The sequence below is a fragment of the Spirillospora sp. CA-128828 genome, from assembly GCF_050945415.1.
Taxonomy (GTDB): domain Bacteria; phylum Actinomycetota; class Actinomycetes; order Streptosporangiales; family Streptosporangiaceae; genus Spirillospora.
In genome coordinates, this window is record NZ_CP191986.1 from 528,402 (window position 1) to 544,868 (window position 16,467).

The following is a 16,467-nucleotide window of genomic DNA, read 5'->3' on the forward strand; positions in this document are numbered from 1 at the left end:
AACGGCGCCCCTCGAAGGGCGCCGTTTCCGTGCCTATGCTCTCTGGATGCGTGGAGACCCAGACGAGCCGATCTTCGTCCGCTCCCGATGGGGCACGAACCACTACGTCTTCAACTGGCGAAACCCCATCGGACGCTTCCTCATCGTGGCGACCCTCATCGCCGCGGCAGACGAGATCTCCTCCATCCCCGAGATCGGTGCGGGCGTGGGATTCGTCCGGCTGGAGACCTCACCGGATCCGGTGCGGGTGCGGGCGGCGTACGTCTCCGATGACGACATCCGGGCCATGGTCGCGCTCGGCCTTCCCGACCTCGATATCGAGGGGGCTGCGTGACGAAATCGGCTCCCGTCGTCACGCAACCCACCCTCGACGCTCCCGACGTCGACACCTCCCCATCCGGACCCGGGCCTGAGCCGGTGGTCAAGAGGCTGGCTCCGCTGGCGCGCGGGGTCCTGGAAGCGGTCGCCGTCGAACACGGCGTCTGTATCCGGCCCGTGCCGATGCGGCGGGTTGACCTGCACACGGGCGCGGCTGAGGTGGTGTACGTCCCGTGCAATCACACGATGGCCTCGGTGTGCCCTTCGTGCGCCGAACGCAAGCGCAAGCTCCGGGCCGTGCAGTGCTCCCAGGGCTGGCACCTCACCTCCGAACCGGTCATCACACGGGCCGATCCCGACGCCGAGCAGCACGCGTGGATGGAGCTTCGGGCACAAGCCCAGGCGGGCCGTGACCGTGCGGCTGAGGAGGGGTCGGCGGACGGGGAAGGGCCGGAGTTCTGGGACGCGGTTGTCCGTGACCTCGATATTGAACTCGAACGCACCGGGGTGCGCGGTGCCCTCAAGACCGGTAAGGACACCAGGGGCCGGCGCGCCCGATCCACGCGGCGGCGGCAGGACGCACCGGACCTTCCCCGGCGTCCCGTCGACTCCCGCACGGTCGGCAAGGTGTTCCGCGGGAAGGACGGCAGGACGTTTCGGCCGTCGATCTTCCTGACGCTCACCCTGGACTCCTACGGGCGGGTGCGCTCGGACGGAACCCCTGTAGACCCGACGAGGTACGACTACACGCGGGCGGCTCGTGATGCCCTGCACTTCTCCAAGCTGGTGGACCGGTTCGTGCAGAACCTGCGCCGGTTCGTCGGATACGACGTGCAGTACTTCGCCACCGTCGAACCGCAACGCCGTCTCGCCCCCCACCTGCACATGGCCATCCGCGGAACCATCTCCCGCGCCGAACTCCGGCAAGTGGCGGCGGCCACCTATCACCAGGTGTGGTGGCCCTCGACAGACCGCGTCGTCTTCGACGGCGAACACCTTCCGGTCTGGGACGACGCGGCGGGCGACAACGGCGGCTACCTCGACCCCACAACCGGCGAGGTGCTCCCCACCTGGGATGAGGCGCTAGACGCCGTGGGCCTGGACGAGGATGCCGAACCGCTCCACGTGGTCCGCTTCGGGCGACAGGTCGACGCCCAGGGCGTGATGCCCGACTCCCCGAAATCCCGCAAGCTCATCGGCTACCTGACCAAGTACCTGGTCAAGGGCGTCGCCGAATGCCACGAAGCGAAGACCGGCGCCCAGCGTGAACATGCCGACCGGATGGCCGAAACGCTCCGCTACGAGCCGTGCTCGCCGACGTGTGCGAACTGGCTGCGGTACGGCGTCCAGCCCAAGAACCCCCGCAAGGGCCTCACCCCCGGCTACTGCAAAGGCAAGGCACACCGACACGAACACCTCGGCTACGGCGGCCGCCGCGTCCTGGTCTCCCGCAAATGGTCCGGCAAGACCCTCGCCGACCACAAAGCCGACCGCAAGGCCTGGGTCCTCGCACGCCTCGCCGAAGCAGGAATCCCCGCGCTCAACCCGACCGATCCCAAAGCGGTCCACGTCTGGGAACGCGCCGGTCCCGGAGACCCGGACGTCAAGCCGGTCGAAGCGCGGCTCATGCACATGATCAACGAACGCGTCACCCGCCACGCGCAACTCGACCAAGCAACCCAGAACCCCACTCCCGAACTTTCGGCAACTGCGGAGGCAGCGTGAGCACGGAGTCAGACGCCGAGGTGTTGAGCCTTCCGGTCGATCGGACGTGGACTCCACAGGAGGTGTCTCGCTTCCTGGGGGTGCCGGTGGCCACCCTCCATCAGTGGCGTTACCTCGGGACCGGCCCCAAAGCGGCCAAGGTCGGCCGGCATCTCCGCTACCTGCCCGCCGATGTCCTCGACTGGTTTCGGCAACAGCAGGAGGCTGCGTAATGGCCGTTTACGACCGATGGCACACGGCCAAGCCTCGCCAGGACGAGCAGGGCCGACCGATGTCCCCATGTCGCGAGCACAAGCAGTTCCCCAGCGCAGATCACGGCAAGGGGGACCGGTGGCAGGTCCGGTGGCGTGACGAGAACGGCAAGCAGTGCAAGCGCAACTTCGCGAAGAAGGCGGGCAAGGACCCGAACACGTGCGCTGACGCGTTCGACGCCAAGGTCAAGGCGGACCTCGATTCGGGAATGTACGTCGACCCGAACGCCGGGAAGGTCACCTTCCGGGAGTACGCCGAGCAGTGGCTTGCGGCCCAGACCTTTGACGAGGGCACTCGTGACGCCATCGAGCAGCGGCTGCGCCTGCACGTCTATCCCGATCTCGGAGACAAGCAGCTCGGCGTGCTGTCCAAGCGGCCGTCCCTGATGCAAGCGTGGCTGCGGGGCCGGCAACAGGTGATCGCGCCGAACTACGTCCGCGTGATCCTCGCGCACGTCTCCACGGTGTTCAACGCGGCCATTGACGACGGCGTGATCATCAAGAACCCCTGCCGGGCCTCGTCGGTGCGTGCTCCCAAGCGGGACGGGCGGAAGTTCGAACCGTGGCCCGTCGAACGAGTGGCGGCGGTCGAGCAGGCGATCACCGAGCGATACGCGGTGATGGTGGCTGTTGGGGCTCGCCTCGGAATTCGGCAAGGTGAGGCGTTCGGCCTAGCCGAGGAAGATGTCGACTTCCTTCGCGGCGTCGTGCACCTCCGGCGGCAGGTCAAGATCTTCAAGGGCAGGCGCAAGGTGTTCGCTCTGCCCAAGGGCGGCAAGGAACGCGACATCCCGCTACCTGAGTCGCTGCGGCTGCTCCTGGCCGAACACATGCAGTCGGACAACTACCCGCCCGTGCCGGTGACCCTGCCATGGAAGACACCGGACGGTGACCCGGTCACGGCTCGCCTGATCTTCACGACCCGGCAGGGGACACCGATCCATCGAAACGAGTGGAACCGCTTTGCCTGGAAACCGGCCCTCGTGCGCGCCGAAGTTCCGGCAACTCGGGACAACGGGTTCCACGCGCTGCGGCACCACTTCGCAAGCGTCCTGCTGGAGCGCGGCGTTGACATCCGGGCGCTCGCCGAGTTCCTTGGCCACGCTGACCCCGGGTTTACGCTCCGGACCTACACCCATCTCATGCCGTCCAGCCGGGATCGGATGCGCAAGGCGATCGATGACACGTGGGGAACGATTCCGGGCGCGAGTGCCCTGGATGTGCCCTCTCGGGAGATCTCGTGAGCTGCGGCCCTGGTCAGAGCGGGATACGTCTAGAAGACCGAGATGTGTACGTGGTCGTAGTGGTTGGCGGTTACGCCGCCGCGGTTCTCCATGGCGCGCCAGCCGGGGCTGCGCAGGTCGTAGATGCGCTGGCGCCAGATGATGTACTTGATGCCCAGCGCGCTCGCGTGGGCGATGGCGTATGCGGCGGTGCGGTCGCCGAGGGCCTGGGCGCTGCCGCTGGCCATGACGCCGCCGGTCGTCACCATGAAGTCGCAGGCGTGGCCGGTGCCGTGGTCCTGGGGGTCGCCGGTCTGCCGGACGCAGCCGATCGTGGGGAACGGGCCCATCTCCAGGTCGATGGTGTTCTTGACCTTGAGCATGCGGGGTGTCACGCCGCCCATGCCGACGCTCGGTGACTCCGGCTTGTACTTCTTGACCAGAGTCTGGATCTGCGCCTTCCGGCGTTTCAGATCCTTGATCTCCTTGTTCAGCTCCGCCATCTTCTGCTGGGCCTGCTTGCGGGCCTGCAGCTGGTCCTGGACGAGCTTCTGGATCTGCGCGACCTTCGCGGCCTTGTTCTGCGCGAGATGGTTGACCAGGGTGGCGTTGCTGAGCAGCTCCGAAGGATCCGCGTCGGACAGGAAGGTGACGGTGGGATCCTCACCGTTCATCATGTACTGGTTCGCGGCGAGCTGGGCGACGAGGCTGCGCGCCTCCTGAAGGTCGCGCTGCAGGTCGTTGGACTTGTTCAGCGCCTTCTCGGCGGCGAACTTGGCGTCCTTCAGCTTGGCGAGGTCGCCGCCGAACTCCTTGTCGAGCTGCTCGATCTGACGGTTCAGCTTCGCGAACTTGCCGCTGTCTCCCGGGTCCAGGGGAAGGGACGCGGGCGGCGCGGCGACGGCGGACGGCGTCGCGGTGCCGATCAGCGGCAGCACGGCGGCGAGGGCCACGAGAGCCGCGGCGGCGCGTCGGCCGCCCCGGCGCCGAGCGGGCCGGCGGGTGGAGGCGGGGGTCTCCACGTGTTCTCCTCTCGTCACGGCCGAAGGTCAATGAACGTTAAAGAACCGTCTATGCCCCGCCAAGAGTAAACCCCTGAGGTGGGTGAGACGGGGCGAAGCGCGAGATGCCCGGCTCCCTTGCTGGGAGCCGGGCCATCCTACGTGACAGGACTCACAACTTGCCCTTGTAGAGAAGCCGGTTGGCCTGCGAGCGCAGATTCTTGAGGCTGTGCGTGGAGTTGTCGTTCAGCCACTTCTGAACCGTCGGGAAGGTGGCCGTCCTGTGGGTGGACAGGTAGAGGGCGGCGACGCCGCTGACGTACGGGGTGGCCATCGACGTGCCGCTCAGCGACTTGTGGCCGCCGCCGGGCCAGGTGGAGTAGATGCCGTAGCCGGGCGCGTTGATGTCGACGCACTTGCCCCAGTTGGAGAACGAGGCGCGGTTGTCGTACTTGGTGGTCGCGCCGACCGCCATCACCCAGCCCGCGCCGGCCGGCGAGGTCTTGCACGCGTCGGCGTTCTCGTTGCCGGCGGCCACGGAGGTGAAGACACCGGACTTGGACAGGTTCGTGACGGCCGTGTTCAGCGCCGTGGACTTCGGTCCGCCGAGTGACAGGTTCGCCACGGCCGGCTTGGCGGCGTGGGTGCGCACCCAGTTGACGGCGGCGACGACGTCGGACATCGAGCCCTCGCCCTTGCAGTCGAGGACGCGCAGGGCCCGCAGCCGGACGGACTTGGCGGCGCCGTAGGTCTTGGAGCCGATGATGCCCGCGACGTGGGTGCCGTGTCCGGCGCAGTCACGTCCGTCGCCGTTGAACCTGGACGCCGTCCAGGCGATCGAGGCGCGGCCGCCGAACTCCGTGTGCCTGACGTCCAGGCCGGTGTCGATGACGTAGGCGTTGACGCCCAGACCGGAGGATTTGTAGTAGTAGCTCTTGGAGAGCTTCGCGGACCGCTGGTCGATGCGGTCGAGGCCCCAGGGCAGCGGTGCGCGCTGGGTCGTGTCGGCCGTGACGACCTGGTCCTGCTCGATCGCGGCGACGCGGTGGTCGCGGCGCAGCTTGCCGAGCTGGTCGGTGTTCAGCCGTGCGGCGAAGCCGTTCAGGACGCCGTCGAAGCGCTTGACGCCGGTGGCCTTGACGTTCTTCGCGGCGGCATCGGGGGACGCTCCGGACTTGAGCGTGACGATGTAGCTGCCAGGCACCGGGGTGCCCTCGGCCGCCGTCACCTTGACGAGGGAGGCGGAATCGTCGGCGAGCACCGGGAACGCCGCCGCGGCGCCGAGGCAGGTCGCGACCGTGCCGACGAGCAGCAGCCTTCGGTGGACAGCCCGCAAGGCTTCTCCTTCTGCCGGGGGACCGCGCGGCGGACCCTGTCACATGATCGATGGTCTCGATCGAGGGAAAACCTTAGCGGAACTTTCCAGTTATGAGGCGACAAACTGGACTAATTACGGAATGTGGCTCCGAAACTTCACTTCGGGGTCAGCTCCGGGTGAGCCTGCCCCCGTAGCCGAGGCTCGTCCCCGCCTTGGTCCACGTGTACTGGAGCGTCCCGTCCGGCTGCCGGGAAACCTGGACGGTCCCGGACGTGCACGGCTTACCGATGTCGAGGTTCATCTTCAGCGCGCTCTCGGTGCCCCTGGTGAGCGTCAGGCTGCCGGTGCAGTTCTCCCTCGGGTACAGGGCCTGTCCGGTCGTGCCGCCCGCCTCGAACGTGATCTCCACGGGGAAGGAGGCGTTGCGGCCGGTGTTGACCACCGTCCCCTTCCACGTCCCGGCGAACGAGGCCGGGATCGTCGTCACCGGGCGGTTGTTGGAGGAGTTGGTGCTGTCGGACGGGGGCCCGTCGTCGTCCGCCTTGAGCTGGGGCCACAGCACCAGCGCGATGATGGCGATGCCGACGCTGACGCCGATGAACATGGAGAGCGCCACGCCGAGCACGTGGTTGCCGGGGCGCCGCATCTTCGCGAGGGAGGCCAGCGGCGAGGCGCGGTGCCCGCCGCTGTCGCGCCCGTGCCGGAGCCCGGGGACGAAGTGCGGCATGGGCTCGCCGGGATTCGCCTGGTGCTCCAGGTCGACCGCGTCGAAGGTGGCCGTCCGCTCGGGACGGACGGCGTCGAACCTCGCCGTCTGCTCTTCATGGTCGCGGCCGCCCGCGTGGCCGCGCGGTTCCGGCCGGTGCGAGCCGACCGCGTCGAAGGCCGCGGTCGTCTCGAAGGCCGCCGGGTCGAGATCGTCCGCCGGCGGACGCGGCGGGTCGACCCTGGGAGGCGGCGGTGGCGCCGCCGGCGGTGGTGACGGTGGCGGCACGTGGCGCTCGGGGACGGTGCCCGCGGCCAGCGCGCGACCCTCCTCCACCATCGAGGAGGGCAGGCGTCCGGCGAGCGCGTCGTCCTCGCTCAGAAACCGTTCGAGGACCTCCCTGGCCGTGGGACGCTCCGCCGGAGACTTGGCCAGGGCGCTCGCCATGATGTCGCGCAGGGAATCGGGGACGTCCGACAGGTCGGCCTCGTCGTAGACGATCCGCTGCATCACCTCGGACGGCGACCCCTCCCCGAACGGCGGCTTCCCCGTGGCGGCGAAGAGAAGGGTCGACGCCCAGGCGAACACGTCCGCGGCCGGGCCGATGCCCAGTCCGCTCAACTGCTCGGGGGACTTGTAGGCGGGGTCCTCGGTCATGTGCCCGCCGAAGCCGACGTTGACGGCCTCCAAGGCGCGGGCGATGCCGAAGTCGCTCATCCTCGGCCCGTTCCGGCCGAGGAGAACGTTCCCGGGCTTCAGATTGTGGTGCAGCGCTCCGGCCCGGTGGATCGCCGCCAAGGCGACCGCCATCCCGGCGGCCACGCGCTCGACGACGGTGCCGCCGCGCAGGCCCTCCTCGTCCACGATCTGCTGGAGGGACGGCCCGTCCACCCACTCGCTCACCACGTAGGGACGGTCACCCTCGACGTCGGCGTGCAGGATCGCGGCCGTGCAGAAACCCGAGACCTTCCGGGCGGAGGAGAACGCGCCGGTGAACCGCGACCGCGAGACGGGCTCGCCGCTCAGCCGCACATGCAGGACCTTCACGGCGACGGGGCCGCCGGCCGTGTCCCTGCCGAGGAAGACGGCGCCCTGCTCGCCGACGCCGAGCCGTCCCGTGATCTCGAACGAGCCGAGTCTTCGCGGGTCACCCGGCTGCAGGGGCAGCGCCTCGGGCATCTGACGAACCTCCGTGTCCTCCGGGGACGGCGTCCCCGGCCTCCCCGTTCCCTTCCACCCAGCCTGGCAACGGCGTCCTTTCTACCGCCTGCTCGGCACCGCGGCGGACCCGGTAGCGTCGTCCGCGATGCCGCGTACACCGCTTTCACCCGCCGCCCTGAACGAGCAGCGCGCCGCGCTCGGCCTGCCGCCGTACACCGGCACGGACGAGCCCGCCGAGCTGCGTCGCGCGGCTCTGGACACGGTCCTCGCCGGTATGGGGACGGGAGGCGCCGAACCGTCCCGGCCGGTCGTCAAGGGAGCGGTTCGGTTCCTGCTCGACCGGCTCGCCGAGCTGGCACCAGGCCGTTCCGTGGAGGTTCGCGTCCCTCCCCACGCCGCCGTTCAGTGCATCGACGGCCCGCACCATACCCGGGGTACGCCCCCGAATGTGGTGGAGATGGACGCCGCCACGTGGATCGCTCTGGCCACCGGCCGGTTGGCCTGGGCAGATGCGACAGCGGATGGACGAGTCCGTGCGAGTGGCGCGCGCGCGGACCTGTCGGCGTATCTCCCCATTCCCCTCGACTGAGCGGCACGGTGCGCCTAGCCTCCGCCTTACCGGAGGTGATCCCGTGCTGATCGCGCATTGGACGTTCGACGCCGACACCGTGGACGGCCGCCGGGTCTCGGACACGGCCGGGGCCTCACCCGCCGTCGAGCTGGGAGACACCGCCGGGATCGTCCCCGCACGGAACGGGCGGGCGCTGTCGCTCGTCGGGCGCGGCCGTGCCGTGGTCCCCGCCGCGCCGCAACTCGTCCTCAGCCAGATCTTCGGGTTCAGCGTCGCCTTCTTCGTCCAGGTCACCGAGGAACCGACCGGGGAGTGGCGCAGCCTCGTCTACAAGCCCGTCGCCGAGAACGACGCACGGGGCCTCGGGCTGTGGCTGTACCCGGACGCGATGAGGTTGCGCGTCCAGCTCTTCACCGTCAAAGGCCCCGACTACGTCGACAGCCGCACCAGGCTGACCGTCGGCGAATGGGCGCATGTCGCATTCGTCGTGGACGCCCAGGGGATGTTCCTCTACGTCAACGGCGAGCAGGACACAGGTGTGTCCCTGGAACACGCCGTCGTCACACCGGCCGGCCCCATCTACCTGGGCCGTGAACCCACCAAGCCCGGATTCGGCGGGCTCATCGCCGATCTCCGCGTGTACGCCTCCCCGCTCGGCGAGGAAGCCGTCCGCGCACTGGCGGAGTAGAGCGGGCGGGTCAGGTGTTCGCCTCGGCGAAGGGGAACTCGCGTTCGACGCAGCCTCGCCGGGACAGATCGTCCGGGTACCGCGCCTCGTCCCCGCATTGGGCCGCCTTGCCCAGCAGCCAGAAGAGTGTCCCGGCGCCTATGACGACGGCGACGGCCGAGCAGGCGACACCCACGAGGGCCGGGCGCCGGTCGGGGTCACGCCGCGCGAGCGAGACCGCTCCCAGGACGAGGCCGACGAGCGCCGGGATCACCCCGGCGAAGCACGCCGCGAGCCCGACCAGACCGATGATTCCGAGCAACTGCGAGGTCCGGGCCAGAGTGCTCCGCCTGGGCGGGGCAGGGGGCGGGTAAGTCCGGTACCCGGGCAGCGTCATGGGTCTCCTCCATGTGGTCGTCCCCAGAGTTCCCGTCACCAAGTGATGCCCGTGGTTCCGGCGAGTAAAGGTCCGTTAAGGAGATCCCACCGATCGGAGCAGGTGAGCCGGGCATCTAGACTGGCAAGCGTGCCTCTCCGTGACGGACGACTGAGCCACGACATCGACCCCTCCGACCGTGCTCCGCAGGACGCCTGCGGCGTCTTCGGCGTCTGGGTGCCGGCCGAGCAGGCGGCCCGAGCCGAAGTGAGCAAGCTCACCTACTACGGCCTGTACGCGCTCCAGCACCGCGGTCAGGAGTCGGCGGGGATCGCCGTGAGCGACGGCTCCCGGATCGTCGTCTTCAAGGACATGGGCCTCGTCGCCCAGGTCTTCGACGAGTCGGTGCTGAACACCCTGCGCGGCCACATCGCCGTCGGCCACTGCCGCTACTCCACGACCGGGTCGCCCACGTGGGAGAACGCCCAGCCCACGTTCCGGTCCACGGACGACGGCGGCCTGGCGCTCGTGCACAACGGCAACCTGATCAACACCCCGGAACTGGCCGCCCGGCTGGAGCCCGGCGTGCTGACCGCGACGAGCGACACCGAGGTCCTGACGGCCTTGCTGGCGACCCACGGGGAAGGCGGCCCGATGGCGGCGGCGCGGGAGGTCCTTCCCGCGACGCGCGGCGCGTACTCCCTGGTCTTCATGGACGAGGGGACGCTCTACGCCGCCCGCGACCCCGAGGGCATCAGGCCGCTCGTCCTCGGTGCCCTGGAGGACCGCGGCTGGGTGGTGGCGTCCGAGACGGCGGGTCTCGACATCGTCGGCGCCCGCTTCGTCCGGGAGATCGAGCCGGGCGAGCTGGTCGCGATCGACGGCGACGGCGTGCGGTCCGAGCGGTTCGCCGAGGCGCGCCCCAAGGGCTGCCTGTTCGAGTACGTCTACCTGGCGCGGCCCGACACGACGATCGCCGGGCGCAGCGTCCAGGCCACCCGCGTGGAGGTCGGGCGGCGGCTGGCCCGCGAGCATCCCGTCGAGGCCGACATGGTCATCCCGACGCCCGAGTCGGGCACCCCGGCCGCGATCGGCTACGCCGAGGCGTCCGGCATCCCCTATGGCCAGGGCCTCGTGAAGAACTCCTACGTCGGGCGGACGTTCATCCAGCCGTCCCAGACGATCCGGCAGCTCGGCATCCGGCTCAAGCTGAACCCGCTGCGCGAGACGATCGAGGGCAAGCGGCTGGTCGTGGTGGACGACTCGATCGTGCGCGGCAACACCCAGCGCGCGATCGTGTCGATGCTGCGGGACGCGGGTGCCGCCGAGGTGCACGTCCGCATCTCCAGCCCGCCCGTCTCCTGGCCGTGCTTCTACGGCATCGACTTCGCGACCCGGGCCGAGCTGATCGCCGGGAACCTGTCGGTCGAGGAGATCCGCGACTCCATCGGGGCCGACTCGCTCGGCTACATCTCCCTGGACGAGCTGATCTCCGCCACGCAGATCGCCAAGGACAACCTGTGCCGGGCGTGCTTCGACGGCGTCTACCCCATCCCGGTGGAGCAGGGCGCCCGCGGCAAGCACCTGCTGGAGGTCGGCCGATGACGGACCGTCCGGCGACCTCCTACGAGGCCGCCGGCGTCGACATCGAGGCCGGCGAACGCGCCGTCGAGTTGATGAAGTCCCGGGTGGCGCGGTCGCGGCGTCCGGAGGTCGTCGACGACGTCAGCGGGTTCGCGGGCCTGTTCGACGCGTCGGCGTTCCTGCGTTACAAGCGGCCCCTGCTCGCGACGTCCACGGACGGTGTCGGCACCAAGGTCGACTTGGCGCGGCGTCTCGGCGTCTACGACACGATCGGGCACGACCTCGTCGGCATGGTCGTCGACGACCTCGCCGTGTGCGGTGCGGAACCGCTGTTCATGACCGACTACATCGCCTGCGGCAAGGTCGTCCCGGAACGGATCGCCGACATCGTCGGCGGCATCGCGGACGCCTGCGCCCTGGCCGGATGCGCCCTGGTGGGCGGCGAGACCGCCGAGCATCCCGGGTTGCTGCAGGCGGACGAGTTCGACCTCGCCGGCGCCGGGACCGGCGTGGTCGAGGCCGACGAGATCCTCGGTCCGGAGCGTGTCCGGGTGGGCGACGTCGTGCTCGCCATGGCGTCGTCCGGCATCCACTCGAACGGGTACTCGCTCGTTCGCCACATCCTGGCGACGACGGACCTCACCCTGGAGACCCGGTCGGCCGACCTGACCCGTCCGCTCGGTGAGGAACTTCTCACCCCGACGCGCATCTACGCCAAGGACTGCCTGGCTCTGACCCAGGCGGGCGGAGTACGGGCGTTCGCGCACATCACGGGCGGCGGCCTCGCGGCGAATCTGGCGCGCTCTCTGCCGCCGACCGTGGACGCGGTGCTGGACCGCTCCTCCTGGGAGGTCCCGCCCGTGTTCCGCGTCCTGCAAGCCCAGGGGGACGTGCCGCAGGCCGAGATGGACAAGACCTTCAACCTGGGCGTCGGCATGGCCGCGATCGTCGGGCCGGACAGCGCCGACGCGGCGCTCCGCCTGCTGGCGTCGCGGGGCGTGCCGTCCTGGCGGCTCGGCGAGATCACCGAAGGCACCGGCACGGCGACCCTGCTCTGACCGTCGGCCGGCCATTCGGCCCGCCGACGGGCCTGAGGGGCTCGCTGAGCGCCTCACAGGCCACTCACGTCACAGCTGAACCGCCGGACGCCGAACGCGCCCCAGGGGCTCGCTCAGCAAGATCATGACAAACGCCACCGCCCGGCGATGCGGGCGGTGGCGTACTGTCTGCCGGTCAACCGGAGGTGCCGTCCTTGCGGGTCTCCGTGCCGTACTCATCGGCGTAGTCCGCGTACTTCTCGGCGAGCTCGTCATACGAGTCATCGTCGGAGTCGCTGACTCCCAGTTCGTCCTTCAGGCGGTCGAGGTCTGTGTTGCCGGAGTTGTACTTGAGCTGCCGGGCAACCTTCACCTGCTTGGCCTTGGCTCGGCCGCGACCCATTGGCTCGACCCCCTCGATGGTCAGGGCTTTCGTGGGCCCATCAACGCGCGCGTGTACCACACGAACCGGTGCCTGATGAGCCATGCGTCAGTCACGGGTACAACCGTACCCGTTTTGCGCCTGGCTCGGTACATCGACGGTACGTGGCGGCGCCCCTGTTGCTGATAACAGCAGTGTATCCGGTGGTCACGAGTACGTGCCAAGGCCACCGTGGGACGGTCGTACGCGTCCCACGGTGGCCCTCACAACGGTTTTGCAACGGTCTAAAGCGGCCTAGGCCGCTCACCCTTCAGACCTGGGGCCCGTGACTCAGAGGAGGATGCCCCGGAGCCTGCCGATCTCGGACATCCGGCGTTCCGCGAGCCGGTCGGCGGCCACCGCGGGCGGGACGCCCTCGTCGGCGGCCAGCGCGAAGATCTTCCGGGTGGTGTCGTAGATCCCGGCGGCGCGGGCCTTGGCACGCTCGAAGTTGAATCCCTCGATCTCGTCCGCGACCTGGATCACACCACCGGAGTTCACCACGTAGTCGGGTGCGTACAGAACGTCACGATCGGCTAGGCGCTTCTCCACCCCGGTGTGGGCGAGCTGGTTGTTCGCGGCCCCGCAGACCACCTTGGCGCTCAGCACCGGCACCGTGTCGTCGTTGAGGGATCCGCCGAGCGCGCACGGCGCGTAGACGTCGAGCTCCGTGCGGACCATCGCGTCGGCATCCGCGACGACCTCGACTTCCGGATGCAGCGACCGGACGCGGTCCACGGCGGCCTCGTTCACGTCGCACACGACGACGTCGGCGCCGTCCTCGCGAAGGTGCTCCACCAGCCGGTGACCGACCTTCCCGACGCCCTCCACACCCACCCGCTTGCCGCGTAGCGTCGGTGTGCCCCACACGGTCTCCGCGGCCGCCCGCATGCCCTGGAAGACGCCGAAGGCGGTGAGGATGGACGAGTCGCCGGCACCGCCGTGCGCGACCGTCCGTCCGGTGACGAAGCGGCACTCGCGCGCCACGATGTCCATGTCCTCGCTGAAGGTGCCGACGTCGCACGCCGTGTAGTACCGGCCGTTCAGCGACTGGACGAACCGTCCGTAGGCCCTCAGCATCGCCTCGGACTTGTCCACCGCGGGGTCGCCGATGATGACGGCCTTGCCACCGCCGAGGTCAAGCCCGGCCAGGGCGTTCTTGTACGCCATGCCCCGGGACAGGTTCAGTACGTCGGCGAGCGCGTCCTCCTCGGTGGCGTACGGGTAGAAGCGCGTACCCCCCAGGGACGGGCCCAGCGCGGTGGAGTAGATGGCGATGATGGCGCGCAGACCGCTGGCCTCGTCCTGGCAGAAGACGACCTGCTCGTGTCGGGGTTCAGTGCCCTTGTGGGGCGCCCCGAAGACATTAGGCACGGTAGTGCCCTCCTCTCTGTCTCTAAGATCAGCCTAGGACGCGTGATGGCGCCACGCCCGACCGAATCTCGTGTAACGATGCGGTCGTGCTTCCGTACGCCGCGTACCTACGGGTTTATGAACCGGTGACCGCCTTCCCGGAGCCCGCGCGGACCCTGTGGACGGTCTATGCCGACTCCAGGCGGCGTCCCAGGCGGACCCACGCGCTCGGGGTGGAGCACCGGGAGGCCGCGCTCAGGCTGACGGGCTCGCCGCCCGAGATCGTTCCCGAACGGGAGAGCAGGGACGCCTACATAAGGCGCCTGGAGGACATGATCTACGTCTGCCCCTGGGAGACCCGGCTGCGGTCATGGCTGGCCTTCGAGCGGTTCCGGAACGAGCACGCGGCCGGGGTCGCGGCGGCGTTCGTCCCGCCGCCGCTGTCGGAGCGGGTGATGGGCGACTTCGAGCAGTGGAAGCGGTCCGGCCGCACCCTGCGCCCGCACATCCTGACGAGCACCTGGCACGTCCCGCTGGACTGGTTCGTGCCGTTCGCGCGCGGCGAGCGGTGCCTGACGCTGGGCACGCCGGGCACCGGCTACGGCCGGACGGACGACGCGTCCGAGGAACACGCGGGTCATGGCCCGGCGACGGCCGCGCCCACGCGTACCCTCAGCTACGTCACCTCCATGGGCGAGGCGCGCCGCCGGGTGGCGGCCGCCCTCCCGGTGGTGCGGGAGAACCTCGGCGACGGGACGGGGGAGGTCTACCTCCTGTCGGCCGGCCGGCTGGAGACGCTCGGCCGGTGGCTCGGCGAGTTCCACCCGCGCGGGCTCGTGGAGCTCGACTACGGCGGCCTCGTCCACCTGCTGGACGACGAGTCCCTCCGGACGGACGAGTCCGTCGCCGAGATGACCGTGGCCATCACCGGGATGGAGCGCGGAGAGGCCGAGCTGACCGTCGCGATGTACAAGCGGCTCCTCGCCCGCTGGCGGCCCATCCGGGCACTTGAGTCGGCGAACTAAAACAAATTTCCCGAATCCGCGCGCGATACGACTATACGTGTCGCTAGAATCACGCAGCGTGACCCAGCGGCCACCGGACACGCACCGCTCCCCGCACCCGCGGGGATGTTTGCACGCAACTACCGCCAGGAACTTGCTTGTTGCGCTGAGTGGTGGCAAGGTTACACGTTGTGATGTCATAGTGGCTCTTTCGGGCCATAGGGGACATCAGTGACCACGCGAGGATCAATCGCAGGATCGCTGTCATCGGTCCACGGAGGAGAGGCCGCAAACATGTCAGCACGTACGCCAGAGGCCGAGCCCCTGCTGACGCCGGCGGAGGTGGCGACGATGTTCCGCGTCGACCCCAAGACCGTCACGCGCTGGGCGAAGGCGGGGAAGCTCACGTCCATCCGTACGCTCGGGGGGCACCGTCGCTACCGCGAGGCGGAGGTGCGGGCGCTGCTCGCGGGAATCCCGCAGCAGCGCTCGGAGTAGCAGAAGTATTCATTGCGTTGTTCTGGGTGCCAGGCGCCGGGGGGCGCCCGACACCCAGAACAACGCGGCGATCGCTCGGCGCGGTGGACGGTTGCCGTCGCCGCGATCGTCGGCCGAGCGTTGCGTTGGCCTTGACGGTATTTGGGACATCTGTGGCTAGTGTGACCACAAGCGGACACCGGCCCCAGAAGTGTCACGGGGTCCCACCGGTGTCCTAGGAGCTCATCTCCTCCTGGGCCAAGCGGTCGAACAGCGCGCCCGTGCCGGGGTCATGGCGGCCCGCGACCTGCATGATGACCACGAGCTGGTCGACCAGCAGCCGCTCCAGGTCGGGGCGGGGCACGTCGCGGTTCTCCAGCCAGTCGAGGCAGGCGGTCTCCACCGTCGCCATCCAGCAGCGCAGCGTGATGCGCAGGATGGGCGGCGGAACGTCGACGTCCAGCGAGTGCAGGATCCGGTCCAGCAGCAGCTGCCGGATGCCGTCGACGATCTCGCCGGCCTCGCCGGACCGGTCCGCCGGCCCGCCGCGCAGCAGCGCCGTGTAACCGGCCGCGTGGCTCTCCACGAAGTCGAAGTACCGCTTCAGCGAGATGCGCAGCCGGTCCAGCGGCTTGCCCTCGGTGGGCGGTTCCAGCAGCACCGACAGCTTCTTCGCGGCGCTGCCGAGGGCCGCGATGTACAGCTCGTACTTGCCGCCGAAGTAGTGGTAGACCAGCGCGCGTGAGGCGCCCGCCTTGGCCGCGACGTCGTCGATCGAGATGTCCTCGGGCGAGCGCGTGCTGAACAGCTGCAGCGCCGCCTCGATCAGTTCGTCCCGACGTTCGTCCACGCTGAGCCGGCGACGGCCCCGTCCGCCGCTCGGCCGGCTTCGCGCCTTGTCACCGGCCACCGCACGATCTCCCACCTGGGCAGCGTATCCGAGCCGGGGCCGCGGCAGGCCCCGTGGAGCGGGGCCGGAGCGGGCTCTTCACCGGGTCGTGATCCTCCCCCCGGCGCGGCTGTGATCCGGAACACCACAGACCCGAACCACCATTGTCGGATGCCCGTTACTCACTGTTGCGGCGGTTTGGGGGGAAGGCGCGGCATCATGGCATCTCCTCCCGAGCGGAGGCGGCGCGCCGGATCCCCCGATCGGCGCGCCTTCGCGGCAGGTCCTGCAGGTCCCCCTGGACGGAGCGCCATGTCAGCTGATGAAGCAAATCCCCCGCACGACAGGCTGGGAGAGGGTGCGGTGCCCCGGCCGCGCAGCGAGC

17 protein-coding genes are annotated in these 16,467 nt (G+C 69.5%); 10 read left to right on the forward strand and 7 right to left on the reverse strand.

Annotation, left to right across the window (positions count from 1 at the left end; all coding sequences use genetic code 11):
* Nucleotides 1-46: 46 nt before the first annotated feature.
* From ACQPXG_RS02880 to ACQPXG_RS02895, 4 genes are read left to right on the forward strand one after another with little or no spacing between them, the layout of a single operon-like run.
* Complete coding sequence (locus ACQPXG_RS02880) at nt 47-334, forward strand: hypothetical protein (protein ID WP_433470189.1); 288 nt, start codon at nt 47-49, stop codon at nt 332-334.
* Nucleotides 331-2,043 carry a replication initiator gene (locus ACQPXG_RS02885; RefSeq protein ID WP_433466036.1) on the forward strand — a complete coding sequence of 571 codons (1,713 nt, stop codon included), beginning with the start codon at nt 331-333 and terminating at the stop codon, nt 2,041-2,043. The genes ACQPXG_RS02880 and ACQPXG_RS02885 overlap by 4 nt, the downstream gene beginning before the upstream one ends.
* Complete coding sequence (locus ACQPXG_RS02890) at nt 2,040-2,255, forward strand: helix-turn-helix transcriptional regulator (protein ID WP_433466037.1); 216 nt, start codon at nt 2,040-2,042, stop codon at nt 2,253-2,255. The genes ACQPXG_RS02885 and ACQPXG_RS02890 overlap by 4 nt, the downstream gene beginning before the upstream one ends.
* The gene (locus ACQPXG_RS02895) at nt 2,255-3,538 is read left to right on the forward strand and encodes a tyrosine-type recombinase/integrase (RefSeq protein WP_433466038.1); all 1,284 of its coding nucleotides are present in this window, start codon (nt 2,255-2,257) and stop codon (nt 3,536-3,538) included. The genes ACQPXG_RS02890 and ACQPXG_RS02895 overlap by 1 nt, the downstream gene beginning before the upstream one ends.
* Before the next feature lie 29 nt (nt 3,539-3,567).
* On the opposite strand, the gene ACQPXG_RS02900 is transcribed toward ACQPXG_RS02895, so the two are convergent.
* From ACQPXG_RS02900 to ACQPXG_RS02910, 3 genes are all read right to left on the reverse strand, one after another.
* Nucleotides 3,568-4,539: a coiled-coil domain-containing protein gene (locus ACQPXG_RS02900; RefSeq protein ID WP_433466039.1), complete on the reverse strand. Its 972-nt coding sequence runs from the start codon at nt 4,537-4,539 to the stop codon at nt 3,568-3,570.
* A 151-nt stretch (nt 4,540-4,690) separates the two neighbouring features.
* Nucleotides 4,691-5,854 (reverse strand): S8 family peptidase, encoded by a 1,164-nt coding sequence (locus ACQPXG_RS02905; RefSeq protein ID WP_433466040.1) that lies wholly within the window; start codon nt 5,852-5,854, stop codon nt 4,691-4,693.
* Between the two features lie 148 nt (nt 5,855-6,002).
* Nucleotides 6,003-7,721: a serine/threonine protein kinase gene (locus ACQPXG_RS02910; RefSeq protein WP_433466041.1), complete on the reverse strand. Its 1,719-nt coding sequence runs from the start codon at nt 7,719-7,721 to the stop codon at nt 6,003-6,005.
* A gap of 127 nt (nt 7,722-7,848) precedes the next feature.
* Here ACQPXG_RS02910 and ACQPXG_RS02915 point away from each other — a divergent pair, with 127 nt between their 5' ends.
* On the forward strand, nt 7,849-8,292 hold the full coding sequence (locus ACQPXG_RS02915; RefSeq protein ID WP_433466042.1) for a sterol carrier family protein: 444 nt from the start codon (nt 7,849-7,851) through the stop codon (nt 8,290-8,292).
* A 43-nt stretch (nt 8,293-8,335) separates the two neighbouring features.
* Nucleotides 8,336-8,962 (forward strand): LamG domain-containing protein, encoded by a 627-nt coding sequence (locus tag ACQPXG_RS02920; protein ID WP_433466043.1) that lies wholly within the window; start codon nt 8,336-8,338, stop codon nt 8,960-8,962.
* Nucleotides 8,963-8,972: 10 nt separating this feature from the next.
* On the opposite strand, the gene ACQPXG_RS02925 is transcribed toward ACQPXG_RS02920, so the two are convergent.
* A complete protein-coding gene (locus ACQPXG_RS02925) occupies nt 8,973-9,338 on the reverse strand; it encodes a hypothetical protein (RefSeq protein ID WP_433466044.1) in 366 nt (121 codons plus the stop codon).
* A 129-nt stretch (nt 9,339-9,467) separates the two neighbouring features.
* On the opposite strand from ACQPXG_RS02925, the gene purF reads away from it, so the two are divergent.
* Both purF and purM read left to right on the forward strand, forming a co-directional pair.
* Nucleotides 9,468-10,922: an amidophosphoribosyltransferase gene (gene purF, locus ACQPXG_RS02930; RefSeq protein WP_433466045.1), complete on the forward strand. Its 1,455-nt coding sequence runs from the start codon at nt 9,468-9,470 to the stop codon at nt 10,920-10,922.
* Nucleotides 10,919-11,959: a phosphoribosylformylglycinamidine cyclo-ligase gene (gene purM / locus ACQPXG_RS02935; RefSeq protein WP_433466046.1), complete on the forward strand. Its 1,041-nt coding sequence runs from the start codon at nt 10,919-10,921 to the stop codon at nt 11,957-11,959. The genes purF and purM overlap by 4 nt, the downstream gene beginning before the upstream one ends.
* Nucleotides 11,960-12,134: 175 nt before the next feature.
* On the opposite strand, the gene ACQPXG_RS02940 is transcribed toward purM, so the two are convergent.
* A complete protein-coding gene (locus tag ACQPXG_RS02940) occupies nt 12,135-12,341 on the reverse strand; it encodes a DUF3073 domain-containing protein (protein WP_433466047.1) in 207 nt (68 codons plus the stop codon).
* A gap of 309 nt (nt 12,342-12,650) precedes the next feature.
* Complete coding sequence (locus ACQPXG_RS02945; protein WP_433466048.1) at nt 12,651-13,733, reverse strand: Leu/Phe/Val dehydrogenase; 1,083 nt, start codon at nt 13,731-13,733, stop codon at nt 12,651-12,653.
* Nucleotides 13,734-13,858: 125 nt separating this feature from the next.
* Between ACQPXG_RS02945 and ACQPXG_RS02950 the strand changes: the two genes are divergently transcribed.
* Both ACQPXG_RS02950 and bldC read left to right on the forward strand, forming a co-directional pair.
* Nucleotides 13,859-14,737 (forward strand): hypothetical protein, encoded by an 879-nt coding sequence (locus ACQPXG_RS02950; protein ID WP_433466049.1) that lies wholly within the window; start codon nt 13,859-13,861, stop codon nt 14,735-14,737.
* A 273-nt stretch (nt 14,738-15,010) separates the two neighbouring features.
* The gene (gene bldC, locus ACQPXG_RS02955; protein ID WP_012850682.1) at nt 15,011-15,214 is read left to right on the forward strand and encodes a developmental transcriptional regulator BldC; all 204 of its coding nucleotides are present in this window, start codon (nt 15,011-15,013) and stop codon (nt 15,212-15,214) included.
* Between the two features lie 214 nt (nt 15,215-15,428).
* Here the strand turns inward: bldC and ACQPXG_RS02960 are convergent, their stop codons facing one another.
* Entirely contained in the window at nt 15,429-16,118 is a 690-nt protein-coding gene (locus ACQPXG_RS02960) for a TetR/AcrR family transcriptional regulator (protein WP_433466050.1), read from the reverse strand.
* Between the last annotated feature and the right edge of the window lie 349 nt (nt 16,119-16,467).